This window comes from Bradyrhizobium sp. JYMT SZCCT0428 (genome assembly GCF_018131075.1).
In the GTDB taxonomy this organism is placed as follows: Bacteria; Pseudomonadota; Alphaproteobacteria; order Rhizobiales; family Xanthobacteraceae; genus Bradyrhizobium.
This window is the reverse complement of the sequence record NZ_JAFCLS010000006.1, coordinates 112,554-126,513: the sequence shown is the minus strand read 5'-3', so window position 1 is coordinate 126,513 and position 13,960 is coordinate 112,554. Positions and strand designations below refer to the sequence as shown.

The 13,960-nt window shown below is 61.8% G+C and carries 14 protein-coding genes; 9 read left to right on the top strand and 5 right to left on the bottom strand.

Annotated elements, in window-relative coordinates:
• The first annotated feature begins 27 nt into the window (after positions 1–27).
• Positions 28–411 carry a YkvA family protein gene (locus tag JQ575_RS08235; RefSeq protein WP_212032833.1) on the top strand — a complete coding sequence of 128 codons (384 nt, stop codon included), beginning with the start codon at positions 28–30 and terminating at the stop codon, positions 409–411.
• 9 nt (positions 412–420) lie between these two features.
• Here JQ575_RS08235 and JQ575_RS08230 read toward each other — a convergent pair whose 3' ends face one another.
• Positions 421–2,859: a TonB-dependent receptor domain-containing protein gene (locus tag JQ575_RS08230; RefSeq protein WP_212032716.1), complete on the bottom strand. Its 2,439-nt coding sequence runs from the start codon at positions 2,857–2,859 to the stop codon at positions 421–423.
• A gap of 173 nt (positions 2,860–3,032) precedes the next feature.
• A complete protein-coding gene (locus tag JQ575_RS08225) occupies positions 3,033–4,406 on the bottom strand; it encodes a histidine kinase (protein ID WP_212032715.1) in 1,374 nt (457 codons plus the stop codon).
• Positions 4,407–4,634: 228 nt separating this feature from the next.
• On the opposite strand from JQ575_RS08225, the gene JQ575_RS08220 reads away from it, so the two are divergent.
• Positions 4,635–5,255, top strand: coding sequence for a response regulator transcription factor (locus tag JQ575_RS08220; RefSeq protein WP_211998824.1), 621 nt, complete (start codon positions 4,635–4,637; stop codon positions 5,253–5,255).
• 34 nt (positions 5,256–5,289) lie between these two features.
• A complete protein-coding gene (fghA, locus tag JQ575_RS08215) occupies positions 5,290–6,135 on the top strand; it encodes an S-formylglutathione hydrolase (RefSeq protein WP_212032714.1) in 846 nt (281 codons plus the stop codon).
• Between the two features lie 17 nt (positions 6,136–6,152).
• Here fghA and JQ575_RS08210 read toward each other — a convergent pair whose 3' ends face one another.
• A complete protein-coding gene (locus JQ575_RS08210) occupies positions 6,153–6,665 on the bottom strand; it encodes a DUF3280 domain-containing protein (protein ID WP_212032713.1) in 513 nt (170 codons plus the stop codon).
• A gap of 150 nt (positions 6,666–6,815) precedes the next feature.
• On the opposite strand from JQ575_RS08210, the gene JQ575_RS08205 reads away from it, so the two are divergent.
• The 5 genes from JQ575_RS08205 to JQ575_RS08185 are packed head-to-tail and all read left to right on the top strand — an operon-like array spanning position 6,816 to position 11,281.
• Positions 6,816–7,997, top strand: a complete 1,182-nt coding sequence (locus tag JQ575_RS08205) for an ABC transporter substrate-binding protein (RefSeq protein WP_212032712.1) — start codon at positions 6,816–6,818, stop codon at positions 7,995–7,997.
• Between the two features lie 17 nt (positions 7,998–8,014).
• A complete protein-coding gene (locus tag JQ575_RS08200) occupies positions 8,015–8,986 on the top strand; it encodes a YVTN family beta-propeller repeat protein (RefSeq protein ID WP_212032711.1) in 972 nt (323 codons plus the stop codon).
• Positions 8,983–9,804 (top strand): ABC transporter ATP-binding protein, encoded by an 822-nt coding sequence (locus JQ575_RS08195; RefSeq protein WP_212032710.1) that lies wholly within the window; start codon positions 8,983–8,985, stop codon positions 9,802–9,804. The genes JQ575_RS08200 and JQ575_RS08195 overlap by 4 nt, the downstream gene beginning before the upstream one ends.
• A complete protein-coding gene (locus JQ575_RS08190; protein WP_212032709.1) occupies positions 9,801–10,649 on the top strand; it encodes an ABC transporter permease in 849 nt (282 codons plus the stop codon). The genes JQ575_RS08195 and JQ575_RS08190 overlap by 4 nt, the downstream gene beginning before the upstream one ends.
• 17 nt (positions 10,650–10,666) lie before the next feature.
• On the top strand, positions 10,667–11,281 hold the full coding sequence (locus tag JQ575_RS08185; RefSeq protein WP_212032708.1) for a hypothetical protein: 615 nt from the start codon (positions 10,667–10,669) through the stop codon (positions 11,279–11,281).
• A 125-nt stretch (positions 11,282–11,406) separates the two neighbouring features.
• Here the strand turns inward: JQ575_RS08185 and JQ575_RS08180 are convergent, their stop codons facing one another.
• Together JQ575_RS08180 and JQ575_RS08175 are read right to left on the bottom strand one after the other, a co-directional pair.
• The gene (locus JQ575_RS08180) at positions 11,407–11,982 is read right to left on the bottom strand and encodes a PQQ-dependent catabolism-associated CXXCW motif protein (RefSeq protein ID WP_212032707.1); all 576 of its coding nucleotides are present in this window, start codon (positions 11,980–11,982) and stop codon (positions 11,407–11,409) included.
• Positions 11,979–12,863: a substrate-binding domain-containing protein gene (locus tag JQ575_RS08175; RefSeq protein ID WP_212032832.1), complete on the bottom strand. Its 885-nt coding sequence runs from the start codon at positions 12,861–12,863 to the stop codon at positions 11,979–11,981. The genes JQ575_RS08180 and JQ575_RS08175 overlap by 4 nt, the downstream gene beginning before the upstream one ends.
• A 161-nt stretch (positions 12,864–13,024) precedes the next feature.
• Here JQ575_RS08175 and JQ575_RS08170 point away from each other — a divergent pair, with 161 nt between their 5' ends.
• Positions 13,025–13,951, top strand: a complete 927-nt coding sequence (locus JQ575_RS08170; protein WP_212032706.1) for a quinoprotein relay system zinc metallohydrolase 2 — start codon at positions 13,025–13,027, stop codon at positions 13,949–13,951.
• The last annotated feature ends 9 nt before the right edge of the window (positions 13,952–13,960 follow it).

Here is a 13,960-nt window from a genome sequence, read left to right as displayed (position 1 = left end):
AAGGAACCCGGTACTCTGGAAGGCGCAATGCTCTCTCGTATCAAATCGTGGGCGAAGGGTCTGAAACGCGACGCTCACGCGATCTATCTCGCGTCCCGCGATCCGCGCGTGCCGTGGTACGCGAAGGCGCTCGCCATCGCAGTTGCCGGATATGCGCTGTCACCGATCGACTTCATTCCAGACTTCATCCCCATCATCGGCTATCTCGACGAGTTGATCCTGCTCCCCTTGGGCATCTGGCTCGTGGTGACGTTGATTCCCGATGAGATCATGGTCGAATGCCGCGCCAAGGCGAACGCGGCCGCGCAGCGTCCGACCAGCCGAGCGGGAATGGCTGTTATCATCCTGTTGTGGATTGCAGGCGCATTGACGCTGGCATGGATCGGTCATGCCTGGTGGAACCGGCCGTGAAGGTTCGCCTCAGAAAGTCGCCTTCAGGCCCGCGTAGAAGGCGCGTGGCCGCGCCGGGCTGAGCGATCGCGCGTCGGTGAAGGGTGCGCCGCCATTGGCGAAATTGGGCACGTCCCCTGTATCGAAGAAGGTGCCAAAGGTCGCATAGCGGTTGTCGAAGATGTTATCCACGCGCCCATAGATCTGAAGCGTCTTGTTGATCTGATACGAGGTGTGCAGGTTGAACACCGCATAAGACGGCAGTCTCGGCGCCTGATTGGATTCGTCGCCAGCAAAATACTGGTTGTCGACAAACAGCGCATCGCCTCCAACCTTGAAGGCATCCGTGATCGCGTAGTCGATGCCGAACTTGATCCGGTTGCGGGGGATCGCCGGAATTCGATTTCCCGGCAGAATCTGGACATTGCCGTTGTCATCGGCGAACGGGCTGTTGGAGCCGACCTGCAGCGTGTCGAGGAAGCGCGCATCCACGAGGGCGTAGCTGGCATATAGTTGCAGTGTCTTCGACGTCAGATTGACCTGGGCCTCGATGCCCTGGCGCTGGGTCCGGCCTACGTTCTGGAAATAGCCAAATCCCTGCAGCTCCGGGCTCGGAATCGCGAGGATGTCATCGGCATTGGTGGCACGGAACGCACCAACTTTCCAACTCAAGGTTCCGATATTGAGCTCCGACGTTCCGCGGAAGCCTGCCTCGATGGTGCGGGACACGACTTGTTTCAGCGGCGGGTCGGCGATGAGGAATGCTGCAATGAGACAGGGGCGCAAGGGGTCGGCGCATGCGAGTTCCAGCGGGGTCGGCGCACGATTGGCTTCGGAATACCCGGCATAAGCCGTCAAGGCGGGCGTGATCTTGTAGGTGCCGCCGATCATCGGGTTGAAGCGGGTAAACGTGTGCTCGCCGTTGAGCGCCGTACCGATCTGATCCTCCAGCTTAATATGCGCATGGTTGAACCGGCCGCCGCCCGTGATCGAAAATCTATCGGTCACGTCGAGCGTGTCTGACGCGTAGAGCCCGGTGTACCGGTTGGTGGCGCGAAGCGAAACCGGGCCGATCGAGATCGGCTCGCCGGATGGCCCGAGATAGATGCCGCTGCCATTGACGACGTAATTTGAACCGATGGTTCCGAGTTCCGCGCTGGCCCCGAAGCGGGTGACACCGGAGTCGATACTGGCGCCAACCATGAACTGGTTGTTGTGCCCGAACAGCTGGTCGGTATTGGTTGCCTGCAGGGTTGCCCCGGTCGTGACCGAACGTGTTGTGGTTCGGTCGATCTGTCCCAGCACGGCATTGTCGGGGAAGGGATTGGCGAGCTGGACGCCGTTCAGGCCATTCGCCGGCACGTCGTCATCGTTAAAGCAAAGCAGCCCCGGATCGGCACCGCATCGCTCCGTCTCGGTCGGATTGCCATCGACCGTCTTTTGCCTGAAAGCGCGGACGCGCGCCGAACCTTCGATCGTCCAGGTCGGCGTGGCCTCGACCTTTCCGGTCAGATTGGCATAGGCAACCTGGTTGGACGTCGTCTGCGGCGTGGTGTAGGTGGCGCCCCAGTAATTCTGCAGCAGTTCAACCGGCACCGTCGCAGCCGCGCCGAAATTGTTCTTGGCTAAGCCGACGTTGAGGTGAAATTCACTGCTATCGGTCCGGTAGCCGACATCGCCGTAGAACCGGCGAATGGCCGACTCCGAAAAATTGCGAAAGCCGTTGTCACGCACGCCTTCGAGCGCGCCATAGACGGAAAAATTGTCGACCTGCTTGCCATACTGCGCCGAACTCTGGATGCGTCCGAACGAACCGCCCATCGTGTTGATTTCGGCGCCGCGATAGTTGAAGCCATCCTTCATCTGGACGTTGACGGCGCCGCCAAGCGCATTGAGACCAAAGGCGGGATTGTTGGTGACGACGGTGACCGACCTGATCGCGGCCGTCGGGATCAAATCCCAGTTGACGGTGTCGCCGAACGCTTCGTTGACGCGCACGCCGTTCTGGTAAACCGCCAGTCCCTGAGGCGTTCCGGCGACTGGAGATGCGACGAAACCCCGAAACTGTATGTCAGGCATAAACGGATTTCCGGTCGTATCACTGATGATGATACCCGGCACCTGTTGCTGTAATGCGTCCGCGATGTTCAGCGAGCCGGTGCGCGCAATCTGCCCGGCCCCCACCGCGTTGACGCTTGCCGCCACCTTGTCGACATCCATTCCGGAACCGGCCGTCGGCGTGGGCGCGGTCGGATAGACGAAAACCCTGCGGACGTTCCTGGTCGCCCGCGGCGCATTTCTGTTGCGTGCGGGCCTGGCAGCTGTCCCCGGCGAAACCACCTCGATGGCGGGTAAGACCTCGGTCGCACCGGGCGCGTCCTGGGCTTGAGCACAGTCACTCCCGGGAACCAGACACAGTGATATTGTCCCGATAAACAGGAATCGCGCGCCCATTTTACTTCGTCCCATCCCAATCCGGCTGCATTGGTGTCTGCCGGTACGCCGCGGACGATCTTACGGGCGTCAAAAAAGTTGCGCACCATTCAAAACGTCCCGAACGGGTTCGGGAAAAATTCCCGAACTCGAGCGTTTTCCAGAGAAGTGGACACGGTTCGCGTGAAGAAAACGCGTCCAAAAAGAAGCTAGCGCCCCACGTCCCGGGGAACCAGGGCCTCGACTGTTACGCCGCTATCCCCTGATGCAATCGTAAGCGAGCCGCCCAGCGCCAGAATGCGCTCCCGCATGCCGGTTAGCCCGAAGCCGAGCTTGTGATCGGGCCCCAGTCCGTTGCCATTGTCACGAACCCGCACCAGGGCGCCGCCGCGGCCGGTACGCGCAAGCCCCACAGGAAGTTCGGCCGGTTCAACGCTTACCTTGATGCTGGTGGCGCCGGCATGGCGAAAGGCATTGGTCAGCGCTTCCTGGATGGTGCGGTAGATCGTCAGATCAGCCGTCTCGCCGGTGTCGCCCAAGGACGGCGAGATCGCCGTTTCGATAGCGACTTCGGGATGCGACTCCCCCCACAGGCGCAGCAGCGCCCCGAGCGCCTCGCGTAGGCCGAGTTCCGTCAGTCCCACCGGGCGCAATTTTTCAAGAACCCGGCGATTGGACGCCTGCAAGGCATTCAGATGTTCCAATATGGCACTGCCGTGCCTTCGGGTGGCCTCCCCGTTCGGGTCCCCCGCATCCGCAATCCGCGTCAGCGCGCTGGCATGTACCCGCAAAGCAAAGAGATAGGGTCCAAATTCATCGTGCAGTTCGCGGGCAATTTCCTTGCGTTCGACATCCTGCAGCGAGACGACGCGCTCGGCGAGGCGCCGCTTGTCCTCAACCGCATCGCCCAGAGTGGCCGCAAGGTGATTCAACTTGTCGCAAATGGCAACGAGTTCCGGCGGCCCGTCCGGTTTCACGCGCGTGTCGTAACCGCCGGCCTCGATCTTCGCCATCGCTCCGGAAAGCGTCTGGATCGGCGCGAGTGCTTTGCCAACGACCCTGCTGGTAATGAGGAAAAGAACGATCGCAATCGTGGCGCCGACCAGGAGTTGGGTGAATATCCCGTCCCAGATCTCGGCTACCTCGTCGTTTGGATGCGACGTGATCAGCAGCGCGTCCGGTTTTCCCCTGATCGAAATCGGCACCTTCACGGTGGTTTGTTCGGGGTGAACAAGCCGGACGAACCATGCCGGCGGCGAGCGTGCGTCGGGATTGTCGTCCGGCTTGTCCGCGATCCCGGATCTAGCGATGGCTTCGCTCTGTCGTGTGATGCTGACGTGGCGCAGCTTGTTGAGGTCGTGAACGATCTGGTTCAGTCGCGCCTCTGGATCCGGCGCCTCTTTTAGTCCTGCAACGATCGTATCGATGAACTCGCGCGCCAACCGTATGACACTTTGGTCTTCAGCCTGAACCCGGGGCCCGGCCTCGAGCACAAGCCGCGCAACATTGATGGCCAGACCAAGCGTGAGGACGAGCGCGAGCAACAGGTTGATCCGGGCGCGCAAGGAAAGCTTTTGCCACATATCATTTGTCCAGGAGTGAAGTCGCTTAGTCCGAGAGCGAAATCGCCTTCGATTTCCTATTGATGGGAGCGTTGACAGATAAAACACGCGTCTATCTAATCGAAACGTATAGCAACATCGCCCGGGTTGCATGACCATCGACGGCAGGTATCGCCCCGAAGTCTGCGCCGGTGTTTCACCTGATGCGGTGCACAACGGGATTGACGGGGCTATTCGGGACCAATGCCAATGCGCGTTCTGATCGTAGATGATCATCGCATCGTAGCTTCAGGCTGTCGTGCCCTGTTCGCGGACGAGCCGGAGATCGATGTCGTGGAAGCCTCCGACGCGGAGAGCGGCGAGCGCGTGTTCGGCGAGCTGCATCCGGATATCTGCGTGCTCGACATCAACCTGCCGACGGTGTCCGGTTTCGAACTGGCGCGACGCCTGCTCGGGCGCGATGCGTCGGCGCGCATCATCATGTTCAGCATGAACGATGACCCGGTATTCGCCGCGCGCGCCATCGACGTCGGCGCCAAGGGTTTTGTCTCCAAGACCGGGGATCCCCAGGATCTTGTTGACGCCATCCGCGAAGTAGCAAAGGGCGGCGTCTATTTGCCGCCGGCGATTGCGCAAAGCATTGCATTCGCCGGCCCCTCATACGCAAAGAGCCCGCTTTCAAAACTGACGGCGCGCGAGATGGAGATACTGCGCCTGCTCAGCGCAGGAAAATGCCTGTCCGAAATCGCGTGGCTGGTCCATTCCTCCTACAAGACCGTCGCCAATACATCCTCGATCATGCGCCACAAACTCGGCGTGCGCACATCCGCCGAACTGGTGCGGTTGGCCATCGACAACGGCGTGGCCTAAAGACGGCGCGACGCGGCACGGCAACGGAGAGTTCATGACAGTTCAGACGGTTTCGCTCAACAAATCGCATGGCGGCACGCAAGGCGTTTACAAGCACGCCAGCGCCGAGACCGGCACCGACATGACATTTTCGGTCTACGTCCCTCCCCATCAGAATGGCGCAAGGCTGCCGGTGGTCTGGTATCTGTCGGGACTGACCTGCACGCACGCCAACGTCACGGAAAAGGGTGAGTTCCGCAGTGCCTGCGCTGACCTCGGACTGGTGTTCGTCGCACCGGACACCAGCCCGCGTGGCGACAAGGTGCCCGGCGATCCCGCCGGTGCGTATGATTTCGGGCTCGGCGCCGGCTTTTATGTCGACGCAACGCAGGCGCCATTCGCGCGTAACTACCGGATGTGGAGCTATGTCACCGAAGAACTGCCGAAACTGGTCGCCGCGAATTTCCCGGTCGATGCCGGGCGGCAATCCATCCTCGGCCATTCCATGGGCGGCCACGGCGCCCTGACCGTCGCACTGCGCCATCCCGACCGATACCGCGCCGCCAGCGCTTTTGCGCCGATCGTCGCACCCTCACAGGTACCGTGGGGCATCAAGGCGCTGGGAGGCTATCTCGGCGGCGACAGGCAGGCCTGGCGTAAACATGATGCGGTGGCGTTGATCGAGGACGGCGCCAGATTCTCCGATCTACTGGTGGATTATGGCGACGCCGATTCATTTCTCGCCGAGCAACTTCGCCCCGAACTGCTGAAAAGCGCCTGCGAGAAGGCGAACATTCCGCTCACGTTGCGCCGCCAGGGCGGTTACGACCACAGCTATTTCTTCATCTCCAGCTTCATGGGCGATCATCTGCGCTGGCACGCCGCGCGCCTGAAAGCCTGAAAATTTTGCGCAGTTCATCAGGGCTGGGGCCTGCCGTAATTGGGCGCCAGCAACCGGTTGCGCACGAGATAGTTGGTCGCACGCGTCCAGGATTCATCGGTGTTGCCGCGAAAATCGGCATTCATCGCCGTGATGAGCTGTCCGGTGTGGGCGTCGCGCACGAAGATGGTCAGGTTGAGGATAAGGGTCGAGATCTTCTTCATGACACCGGTGATGACGAGATCCGCGCCGATGCGCTGCGCATACTGGACGTCGCAACCGCCGCATGCCTGCAGATTGCTGCCCTCAGCCGCAGCTTTCACCGGCGAGATGTCCAGAAGCTCGAACCTGCTGGATTTCGTCAACTGCCGGCGTACCAGATCGCTGATGCGGATCAGTCGATCATGCTCGTCGGCCTGAGGTCCCCTCATCTCGCCTTCGAGGCTGGTATCGAGCAGCTCGAAATCGAAAATCGCGAGCTTCGGCGGATCGGCACGTGCCGGCACCGACACCAGCAGCATCAGCGCGGCAAAGACAAACTGCGCTCTCATGATCGTGATCCCTCACGTCGACGTCCAAGCAACGACAAAATGCGGACTTGCAAGCTAGAACAATTCAGTCAAGTTTCAAGCCGCGTGTGCTTGCGGGACAAGTATCCCTCCATCGTCGTCAAGTCGAGGAGGAGAATTCAGGGAGCGTCCATGATCCGATGGTTGATCGGCGCAATCGGACTAAGTTTCGTGGCCAGTTCCGCGCTCGCGGCCGACCCGATCGACATCCGCGTCGGCTATCTCGGTCAGGCCGGCATCAAATCGAAACTGTCCCTTGTCGAGCAACCGTCGGAAAATGACGGCATCGCCGGTGCGCGGCTGGCGATCGAGGACAACAACACCACCGGAAAATTCCTCAACCAGCGTTTCTTCCTCGAGGAAATTCGCCTGAAAGATGGCGAGGACGTCGCCAAGGCGGCGACGGCCCTCGCCGACCGCAATGGCATCATCATCGCCGATCTGCCTGCCGACGCGCTGCTAAAGGCGGCCGATGCACTGCGCGATCGCAAAACCGTGCTGCTCAACGCCGGAGCGATCGACGACCGGCTACGCGAGCAGGATTGCCGCGCCAACGTGATCCATGTGGCCCCGACCCGCTCGATGCTCGCCGACGCGCTGGCGCAGTATCTGGTGTGGAAGCAGTGGAAGCGCTGGCTGCTGGTGGTCGGCTCACATGAAGCCGACAAGCTTTACGCCGATGCGCTGCGGCGCGCAGCGGCCCGCTTTGGCGCCAAGATCGTTCAGGAAAAGGTCTTCGAGGATACCGGCGGCGCGCGGCGCACCGACAGCGGTGTAACCCTGATCCAGCGTCAAATGCCTGTGTTTACGCAAGGTGCGCCGGCCTATGACGTCCTCGTCGCGGCGGACGAAAGCGAAGTGTTTGCATCCTATCTGCCCTACCGGACCTGGGACCCGCGGCCGATCGCCGGCTCGGCAGGCCTTGTGCCGACAAGCTGGGACGCGGCGCACGATCAGTGGGGTGCGATCCAGATCCAGAACCGCTTCGTCAAATTGAATTCGCGGCGCATGACGGCGCGGGACATGCAGGCCTGGACCGCCGCGCGCATGATCGGCGAAGCCACGTCGCGCACCAACTCCGGCGACCCGAAAACGGTGTTTGAATTTCTCAAGAAACCGGATTTTTCGGTTGCCGCGTTCAAGGGACAGCGGCTGACGCTGCGGGATTGGAACCTGCAGCTTCGCCAGCCCATCCTGCTGGTCGACGGCCGCATGGTCGTCTCGGTTTCGCCGCAGGAGGGTTTCTTGCATCAATACTCCGAACTCGACACACTCGGCGTCGACCGGCCCGAAACCAAATGCAAACTGAACTGAAAACGGGGGAATAGCGGATGTGGCGTCGGTGTCTGCTCTCCGGAATGGCGGTGTGGCTCGCGGCCACCAGCCCCGCCTTGGCCTTCGTCGCCTATGTATCGAATGAGAAAAGCAACACGGTATCGGTGATCGATACCGACAAATGGATCGTCACCCATACCATCAAGGTCGGTCAGCGCCCGCGCGGTATCGAATTCACCAAGAACGGCAAATTCGTGCTGGTCGCAGTCGGCGATGACGACAAGATCGAAGTGATCGACACCGCGACCCATCAGGTGGTGGACAGCCTGCCCTCCGGTCCCGATCCGGAACTGTTCACCCAGGATGCCGCCGGCAAACTCCTCTATGTCGCCAACGAGAACGACAACACGGTAACCATCATCGACCTCGAAAAGCGCGTCCGCCTGGGTGACATCCAGGTCGGCGTCGAGCCCGAGGGCATGGCCCTCAGCCCGGACGGCAAGATCCTGATCAATACGTCCGAAACCACCAACATGGCGCATTTCATCGACACCGCGACGCGCGAGATCGTCGCCAACGTGCTGGTCGATGCGCGGCCACGCTATGCCGAGTTCAAGCGCGACAGCTCCGAATTGTGGGTATCGTCGGAGATCGGCGGCACCGTTTCCATCCTCGACCCCGCCAAGCGCACCATCACGGGCAAGATCGAGTTTAACATTCCCGGCCTGCGGCGCGAGGCGATCCAGCCGGTCGGCATCGGCATCACCAAGGACGGCAAGACCGGCTTCATTGCGCTCGGCCCCGCCAACCGCGTTGCCGTCGTCGATGCCACCACGCACAAGGTCACGAAATATCTTCTGGTCGGCCAGCGGGTCTGGCACATGGCCTTCACCCCGGACGAAAAATATCTGCTGGTGACCAACGGTGTTTCAAACGACGTCTCTGTCATCGACGTGTCGGCGCAAAAGGTGATCAAGACAATCCAGGTCGGCGAGCTGCCCTGGGGGATTACGTTTGCTCAACCATGACAGCGATCGACGCACACAGCACAGGACCCGCACCGCCGGCCCCTCGTCCCCGGGGCGATCCCGCGGCAACGCCCGCATTGTCGATCGAGGGCATCAGCCATTCCTACGGCACAAGGCGCGCTTTGATCGACGTCAGCTTCGCGGTTGCACCGGCAAGCTTCACGGCGCTGCTTGGCCTCAATGGCGCCGGCAAGAGCACGTTGTTCGCGCTGATCACGCGGCTGTTCGGAACCCAGGCCGGACGCATCGGCATTTTCGGCCACGACATCAGCCTTGCGCCAGGCGAAGCGCTGCGGCTGCTCGGCGTGGTGTTCCAGTCACGGACGCTCGATCTCGATCTCTCGGTGACGCAAAACCTGCTCTATCACGCCGCCCTGCATGGCATCGCCAAGCGCGAGGCACGGCTGCGCAGCGACGAAGTGCTGACGCGCATCGCCCTTGCGGACCGCGCCGGCAGCAAGGTTCGCGACCTCTCGGGCGGCCAGATGCGGCGGCTGGAAATCGCGCGCGCCCTGCTGCATCGTCCGCGCTTGCTGCTGCTTGATGAGGCGACCGTCGGGCTCGACGTCAAGGCCCGCGCCGACATTCTCGGCCACGTCCGGCAGCTCGTGATCGAGCAGGATATCGGCGTGCTATGGGCCACCCATTTGTTTGACGAGATCGCGCCCGGCGACGACCTCGTGGTCCTGCACCAGGGCCGGGTTCTTGCGCATGGCCCGGTCGACAATATCATCGCCGACGCCGGCGCCCGCGACATCAATTCCGCATTCATGCGCTTGACCGGCGCTGCGGTGGATCCCGGGAGCCCCGCGCCATGAGCTCCGTGACCGTCAACCGACACCACAGCGGCTTCTCGCTCGGCCAATATGTCACCTGCCTGAACGGCATCGTGTGGCGCGAGGCGCTGCGCTTCGTGCACCAGCGCGAACGTTTCGTTTCGGCGCTGGTCAGGCCGCTGGTGTGGCTGTTCATCTTCGCCGCGGGCTTTCGTCAGGTCCTCGGCATTTCCATCATCCCGCCATACGAAACCTACATTCTCTATGAGGTCTATATCGCGCCGGGATTGATGGCGATGATCCAGCTCTTCAACGGCATGCAGTCGTCGCTCTCGATGGTCTACGACCGCGAGATGGGCAATATGCGCACCCTGCTGGTGAGCCCGTTGCCGCGCTGGTATCTGTTGTTCTGCAAGCTGGTTGCGGGAACCGCGGTCTCGTTGCTCCAGGTCTACGCCTTCCTGTTGATCGCGTGGTTCTGGGATATCGCGCCGCCGCCGATCGGCTATCTCACGGTGCTGCCGGCGCTGGTCGTTTCGGGCCTGATGCTCGGTGCGCTCGGCATGCTGATCTCCTCCGGCATCAAGCAGCTCGAGAATTTTGCCGGCGTGATGAACTTCGTGATTTTCCCGATGTTCTTTGCTTCATCGGCGCTCTACCCGCTGTGGCGGGTGCAGGAAGGAAGCCCCTTGCTCTATTATGTCTGCCTGTTCAATCCGTTTACGCACGCCGTCGAACTGATACGCTTTGCGCTGTATGGACAGATGAACTGGATTTCGCTAGCCGTCGTGGTTTGCTGCACAACGGCTTTCATGATCGGTGCGATATACGCCTATGATCCATCACGCGGCCTGGTTCGCCGCGGGCCCGCCGGAGGCGAAGCATGATCTGCCGGAGGCAAAACATGAGATGGCAGATCGCAATCGGAACGCTCTTCCTTGTCGCGGCATCGACCGAGGCCGGCTTGGCCGCCGATCCGCGCTATCCGGACTGGCCGTGCACCCAGGCCAAGGTGCCGGAAATTTCGCTCACCGCGGTGTGGGCCGGTCCGCCGCTCGACGACGTCAAGGACAAATGGAAGGACGATGCCAAGGTCAGCGCGCAGGTAGCGAGGCTGGCCGCAAGACGGACTTCGCTCGACGAAGCCCAGAAGCTGATCACGGAGTTTCTTGGCAGCCCGGCGACCGACAAGGCCACGACAGGCAAGCTCCTGTTCGCCGGCCTGTTCGACAGCCTCAACGCGCAGCGCGCGTCGGTCATGAACGGATTGGAACGGATCACCCGCAAGCAGCGCGAGGCCGCGGACAAGATCCGGTCCGACGTGTCCGCACTGCATGCCCTGCAGAGTGCGTCCCCGCCCGATCAAGCCAAGATCGACGAACTCAGCAATCAAATGGTCTGGCAAACCCGGATCTTCGAAGACCGGCAGCGCGTGGTCAAATTCGTCTGCGAGGTGCCCACCGCGATCGACCAGCGGTTGTTCGCGCTTGGCCGCATGATCCAGCAGGAGATCGAGTAGCGATGGCTGCTACCCTAATCGCGTCATCCTGAGGTGCGCGCTCTTGCGCGCCTCGAAGGATGAGCAGCGCCCGGGGCCCATCCTTCGAGGCTCGCTACGCTCGCACCTCAGGATGACGTATTGCGCTATCGCTGCGGTCGCCCTTCCTCATCCGTTCTGGGTTCAGGCTGTGATTCAACGACCGGCAGGTTGGCGTGCTCCCATCCTTCGGTTCCGTCCGGGTACCAGGCCACATTGGGATAGCCGTAGGACAGCACCCGTTTCGCCGCGTTCCACGACATCCAGCAATTTTCCTGACAATAGATCACCAGCAACGCGGCCTTGTTGCCATGAGACACCCGCTCGAGCCCGCGCCGCAGATAGGCCTCGGTTGGCTCTGCCAGTTTGCCGTACCCCGTATCGGGCAACCAGATGCTGCCGGGGATGTTGAAGCGCGGCTTGTCGCGCCAGACCGTGCCGCCGGGAAGATTTGGCGGCTTCGGCGCACGCGGCAGCACGTCGATAAAAACACCGCTGCCTGCGCGCCAGATCGCTTCGGCCTCTGCCGTCGTAAGGACGCGTACGCCGGCGAGGGTCGCAGGAACAGCCGCGCGATAATTATCCGTGCGATATCCGTCCGGCTCCGGCACGTTCTGCTGCGCGAACACGCTCGCTGCGAGGGCAAAGGTCGCAACGACCACGCACGCCAGCGTTCGTATCACGGCGACTTCTTCGCCGTCTCCGCGCCGATCGGCCGGTCATTCTCGTCGAGCAAGGGAACGCCGAAGTCGAGCAGTATCCTGTTGATGGCCGGCTGGTTCTCCTGGATCAGACGGTTGAGCATCCGCTTCCAGTTCTGGTCGGCCGGCCGGACGCCCATGCCGATGCGATAGACGAGCCGAGGCCCCGTGGTTTCCTTGACAAGCGGCGTGACATGAAGCGGCGGGTTTGCCTTTTTGGCGTAAAAGCCCGCGAGCGGTCCCCACAGAATGGCGGCGTCGATCTTCCCCGACGTAAGATCCTTGATCATGACTTCTGCCGATGAATCGATCCGCGTATCGACCATCAGCGGATAGGACTTGGCTTCGGCCATCAGACCATTGGCGGTCATGTTGGTGGCGGGCGGCGTGCCGGCAACAATGCCGATATGCTTGCCCTTCAGGCGTGCGTCGCCCAGCGCCGCGACATCGTCAAGGCCGCTGCCTTGCTTGACCACCAGCGCGTAGGCGGTCCGGTAGTAGGGATTGGTGCTCTGCACCAGGTCGTCGCCTTGCGGATAGCCCAAGATGACGTCGCAACGATGCGCGGCAAGCGTCATCCGGACAAAGCCGGCCGCCTGCGGATAGTAAGCATAGTCCAGCTTCTTCTGCAGCTTTTCGGCGAACAGCTCACCGAGCTTGTTTTCGATTCCCTCGCCCTTGTCGTTCGAGAACGGCAAATTGCGCGGGTCGGCGCAAACCCTTAGCACCTTGGGATCGATGAGCTCGATGGACAGGTCGGTGCTGTCGTTGGTCTGCGCTCCGGCGATATCGCGACCGGCGAATATTGCTGTGATCGCGAGCAGCGAGACCAGCAAGCGGCGGCGTTGTCCCCAATCTGTCATCATGCATTCCCTTCTTGATCGAACGCCCGCTATCCATCAATTGCTCAGCGTGCCAGAGCGTGCAACAGGAATATCCCCGTGCTGGATTTGCGTTGCATGCTGCGACGCAAACCAGCTCGACGAAACCCGAGATCGCTTCCGGACGGGACTGAGGCAGAAACATGGCTCATGGCGTTTCGGTTCTTGCCTTGCTTGTGGTTTTCGCGACGTCCACCCTAGCGCAGGCGAAGGCGCAAGAATTGCCTGTGAGCGAAGTCGCTCCCGGAATATTCGTGCACCAGGGCCAGACCGCGCTGATGACGGGCGAGAACGAAGGCGCGACCGCGAATATCGGATTCATCATCGGCGAGAGCGCGGTGGCGGTGATCGACACCGGGGGGAGCGTTCGCGAGGGCCAGCGGCTGCTTGCGGCGATCCGTGCGCGAACCGACAAGCCGATCCGCTATGTCATCTACACACACGGCCATCCGGACCATGTCTTTGGCGGCGCCGCGTTCGCAGGCGATGGAACCGAGTTCGTCGGTCATCGGAACCTGCCGCGCGCGCTGGCGGCGCGCGGACCATTCTATCTCGACGCATTTCGCCGGATCATGGGCGCGCAGTCCCTGGATGGCGTGCGCATGATACCGCCCACGCTCCTTGTCGATGGCACGATCAAACTCGATCTCGGCTCGCGAACCCTGACCTTGAAGTCGTGGCCGGCGGCGCACAGCGACAACGACGTCACCGTGTTCGACGAGCAAACCAAAACCCTGTTCGCGGGCGATCTGGTGTTCCTTGGCCACATTCCGGTGCTGGACGGCAGTATTCGCGGATGGCTCGCCGTGATCGACGAACTCGGCGCGCTTCCCGCGCAACGCGTGATTCCCGGTCACGGACCTGTGAGCGAATGGCCGGGCGCCCTCGCCGACCAACGCCGTTACCTCGAAACGCTGGCGGCGGATGTTCGCAAGCTGGTCGCCCGCGGCGCCCCGATCACGGTCGCCGCCGACACCGCCGCGGCTGGCGAGCGACCGCGGTGGCAACTGTTCGACGACTACAATGCACGCAATGCAACATCTGCATTCTCGGAAATTGAATGGGAATAGCCCGCCCGA

Bases quoted from the DNA above. Each gene is read 5' to 3' on its own strand.
- JQ575_RS08235 (WP_212032833.1), top strand. From the start codon at position 28: ATGCTCTCTCGTATCAAATCGTGGGCGAAGGGTCTGAAACGCGACGCT.
- JQ575_RS08230 (WP_212032716.1), bottom strand. From the start codon at position 2,859: ATGGGACGAAGTAAAATGGGCGCGCGATTCCTGTTTATCGGGACAATA.
- JQ575_RS08225 (WP_212032715.1), bottom strand. From the start codon at position 4,406: ATGTGGCAAAAGCTTTCCTTGCGCGCCCGGATCAACCTGTTGCTCGCG.
- JQ575_RS08220 (WP_211998824.1), top strand. From the start codon at position 4,635: ATGCGCGTTCTGATCGTAGATGATCATCGCATCGTAGCTTCAGGCTGT.
- fghA (WP_212032714.1), top strand. From the start codon at position 5,290: ATGACAGTTCAGACGGTTTCGCTCAACAAATCGCATGGCGGCACGCAA.
- JQ575_RS08210 (WP_212032713.1), bottom strand. From the start codon at position 6,665: ATGAGAGCGCAGTTTGTCTTTGCCGCGCTGATGCTGCTGGTGTCGGTG.
- JQ575_RS08205 (WP_212032712.1), top strand. From the start codon at position 6,816: ATGATCCGATGGTTGATCGGCGCAATCGGACTAAGTTTCGTGGCCAGT.
- JQ575_RS08200 (WP_212032711.1), top strand. From the start codon at position 8,015: ATGTGGCGTCGGTGTCTGCTCTCCGGAATGGCGGTGTGGCTCGCGGCC.
- JQ575_RS08195 (WP_212032710.1), top strand. From the start codon at position 8,983: ATGACAGCGATCGACGCACACAGCACAGGACCCGCACCGCCGGCCCCT.
- JQ575_RS08190 (WP_212032709.1), top strand. From the start codon at position 9,801: ATGAGCTCCGTGACCGTCAACCGACACCACAGCGGCTTCTCGCTCGGC.
- JQ575_RS08185 (WP_212032708.1), top strand. From the start codon at position 10,667: ATGAGATGGCAGATCGCAATCGGAACGCTCTTCCTTGTCGCGGCATCG.
- JQ575_RS08175 (WP_212032832.1), bottom strand. From the start codon at position 12,863: ATGACAGATTGGGGACAACGCCGCCGCTTGCTGGTCTCGCTGCTCGCG.
- JQ575_RS08170 (WP_212032706.1), top strand. From the start codon at position 13,025: ATGGCTCATGGCGTTTCGGTTCTTGCCTTGCTTGTGGTTTTCGCGACG.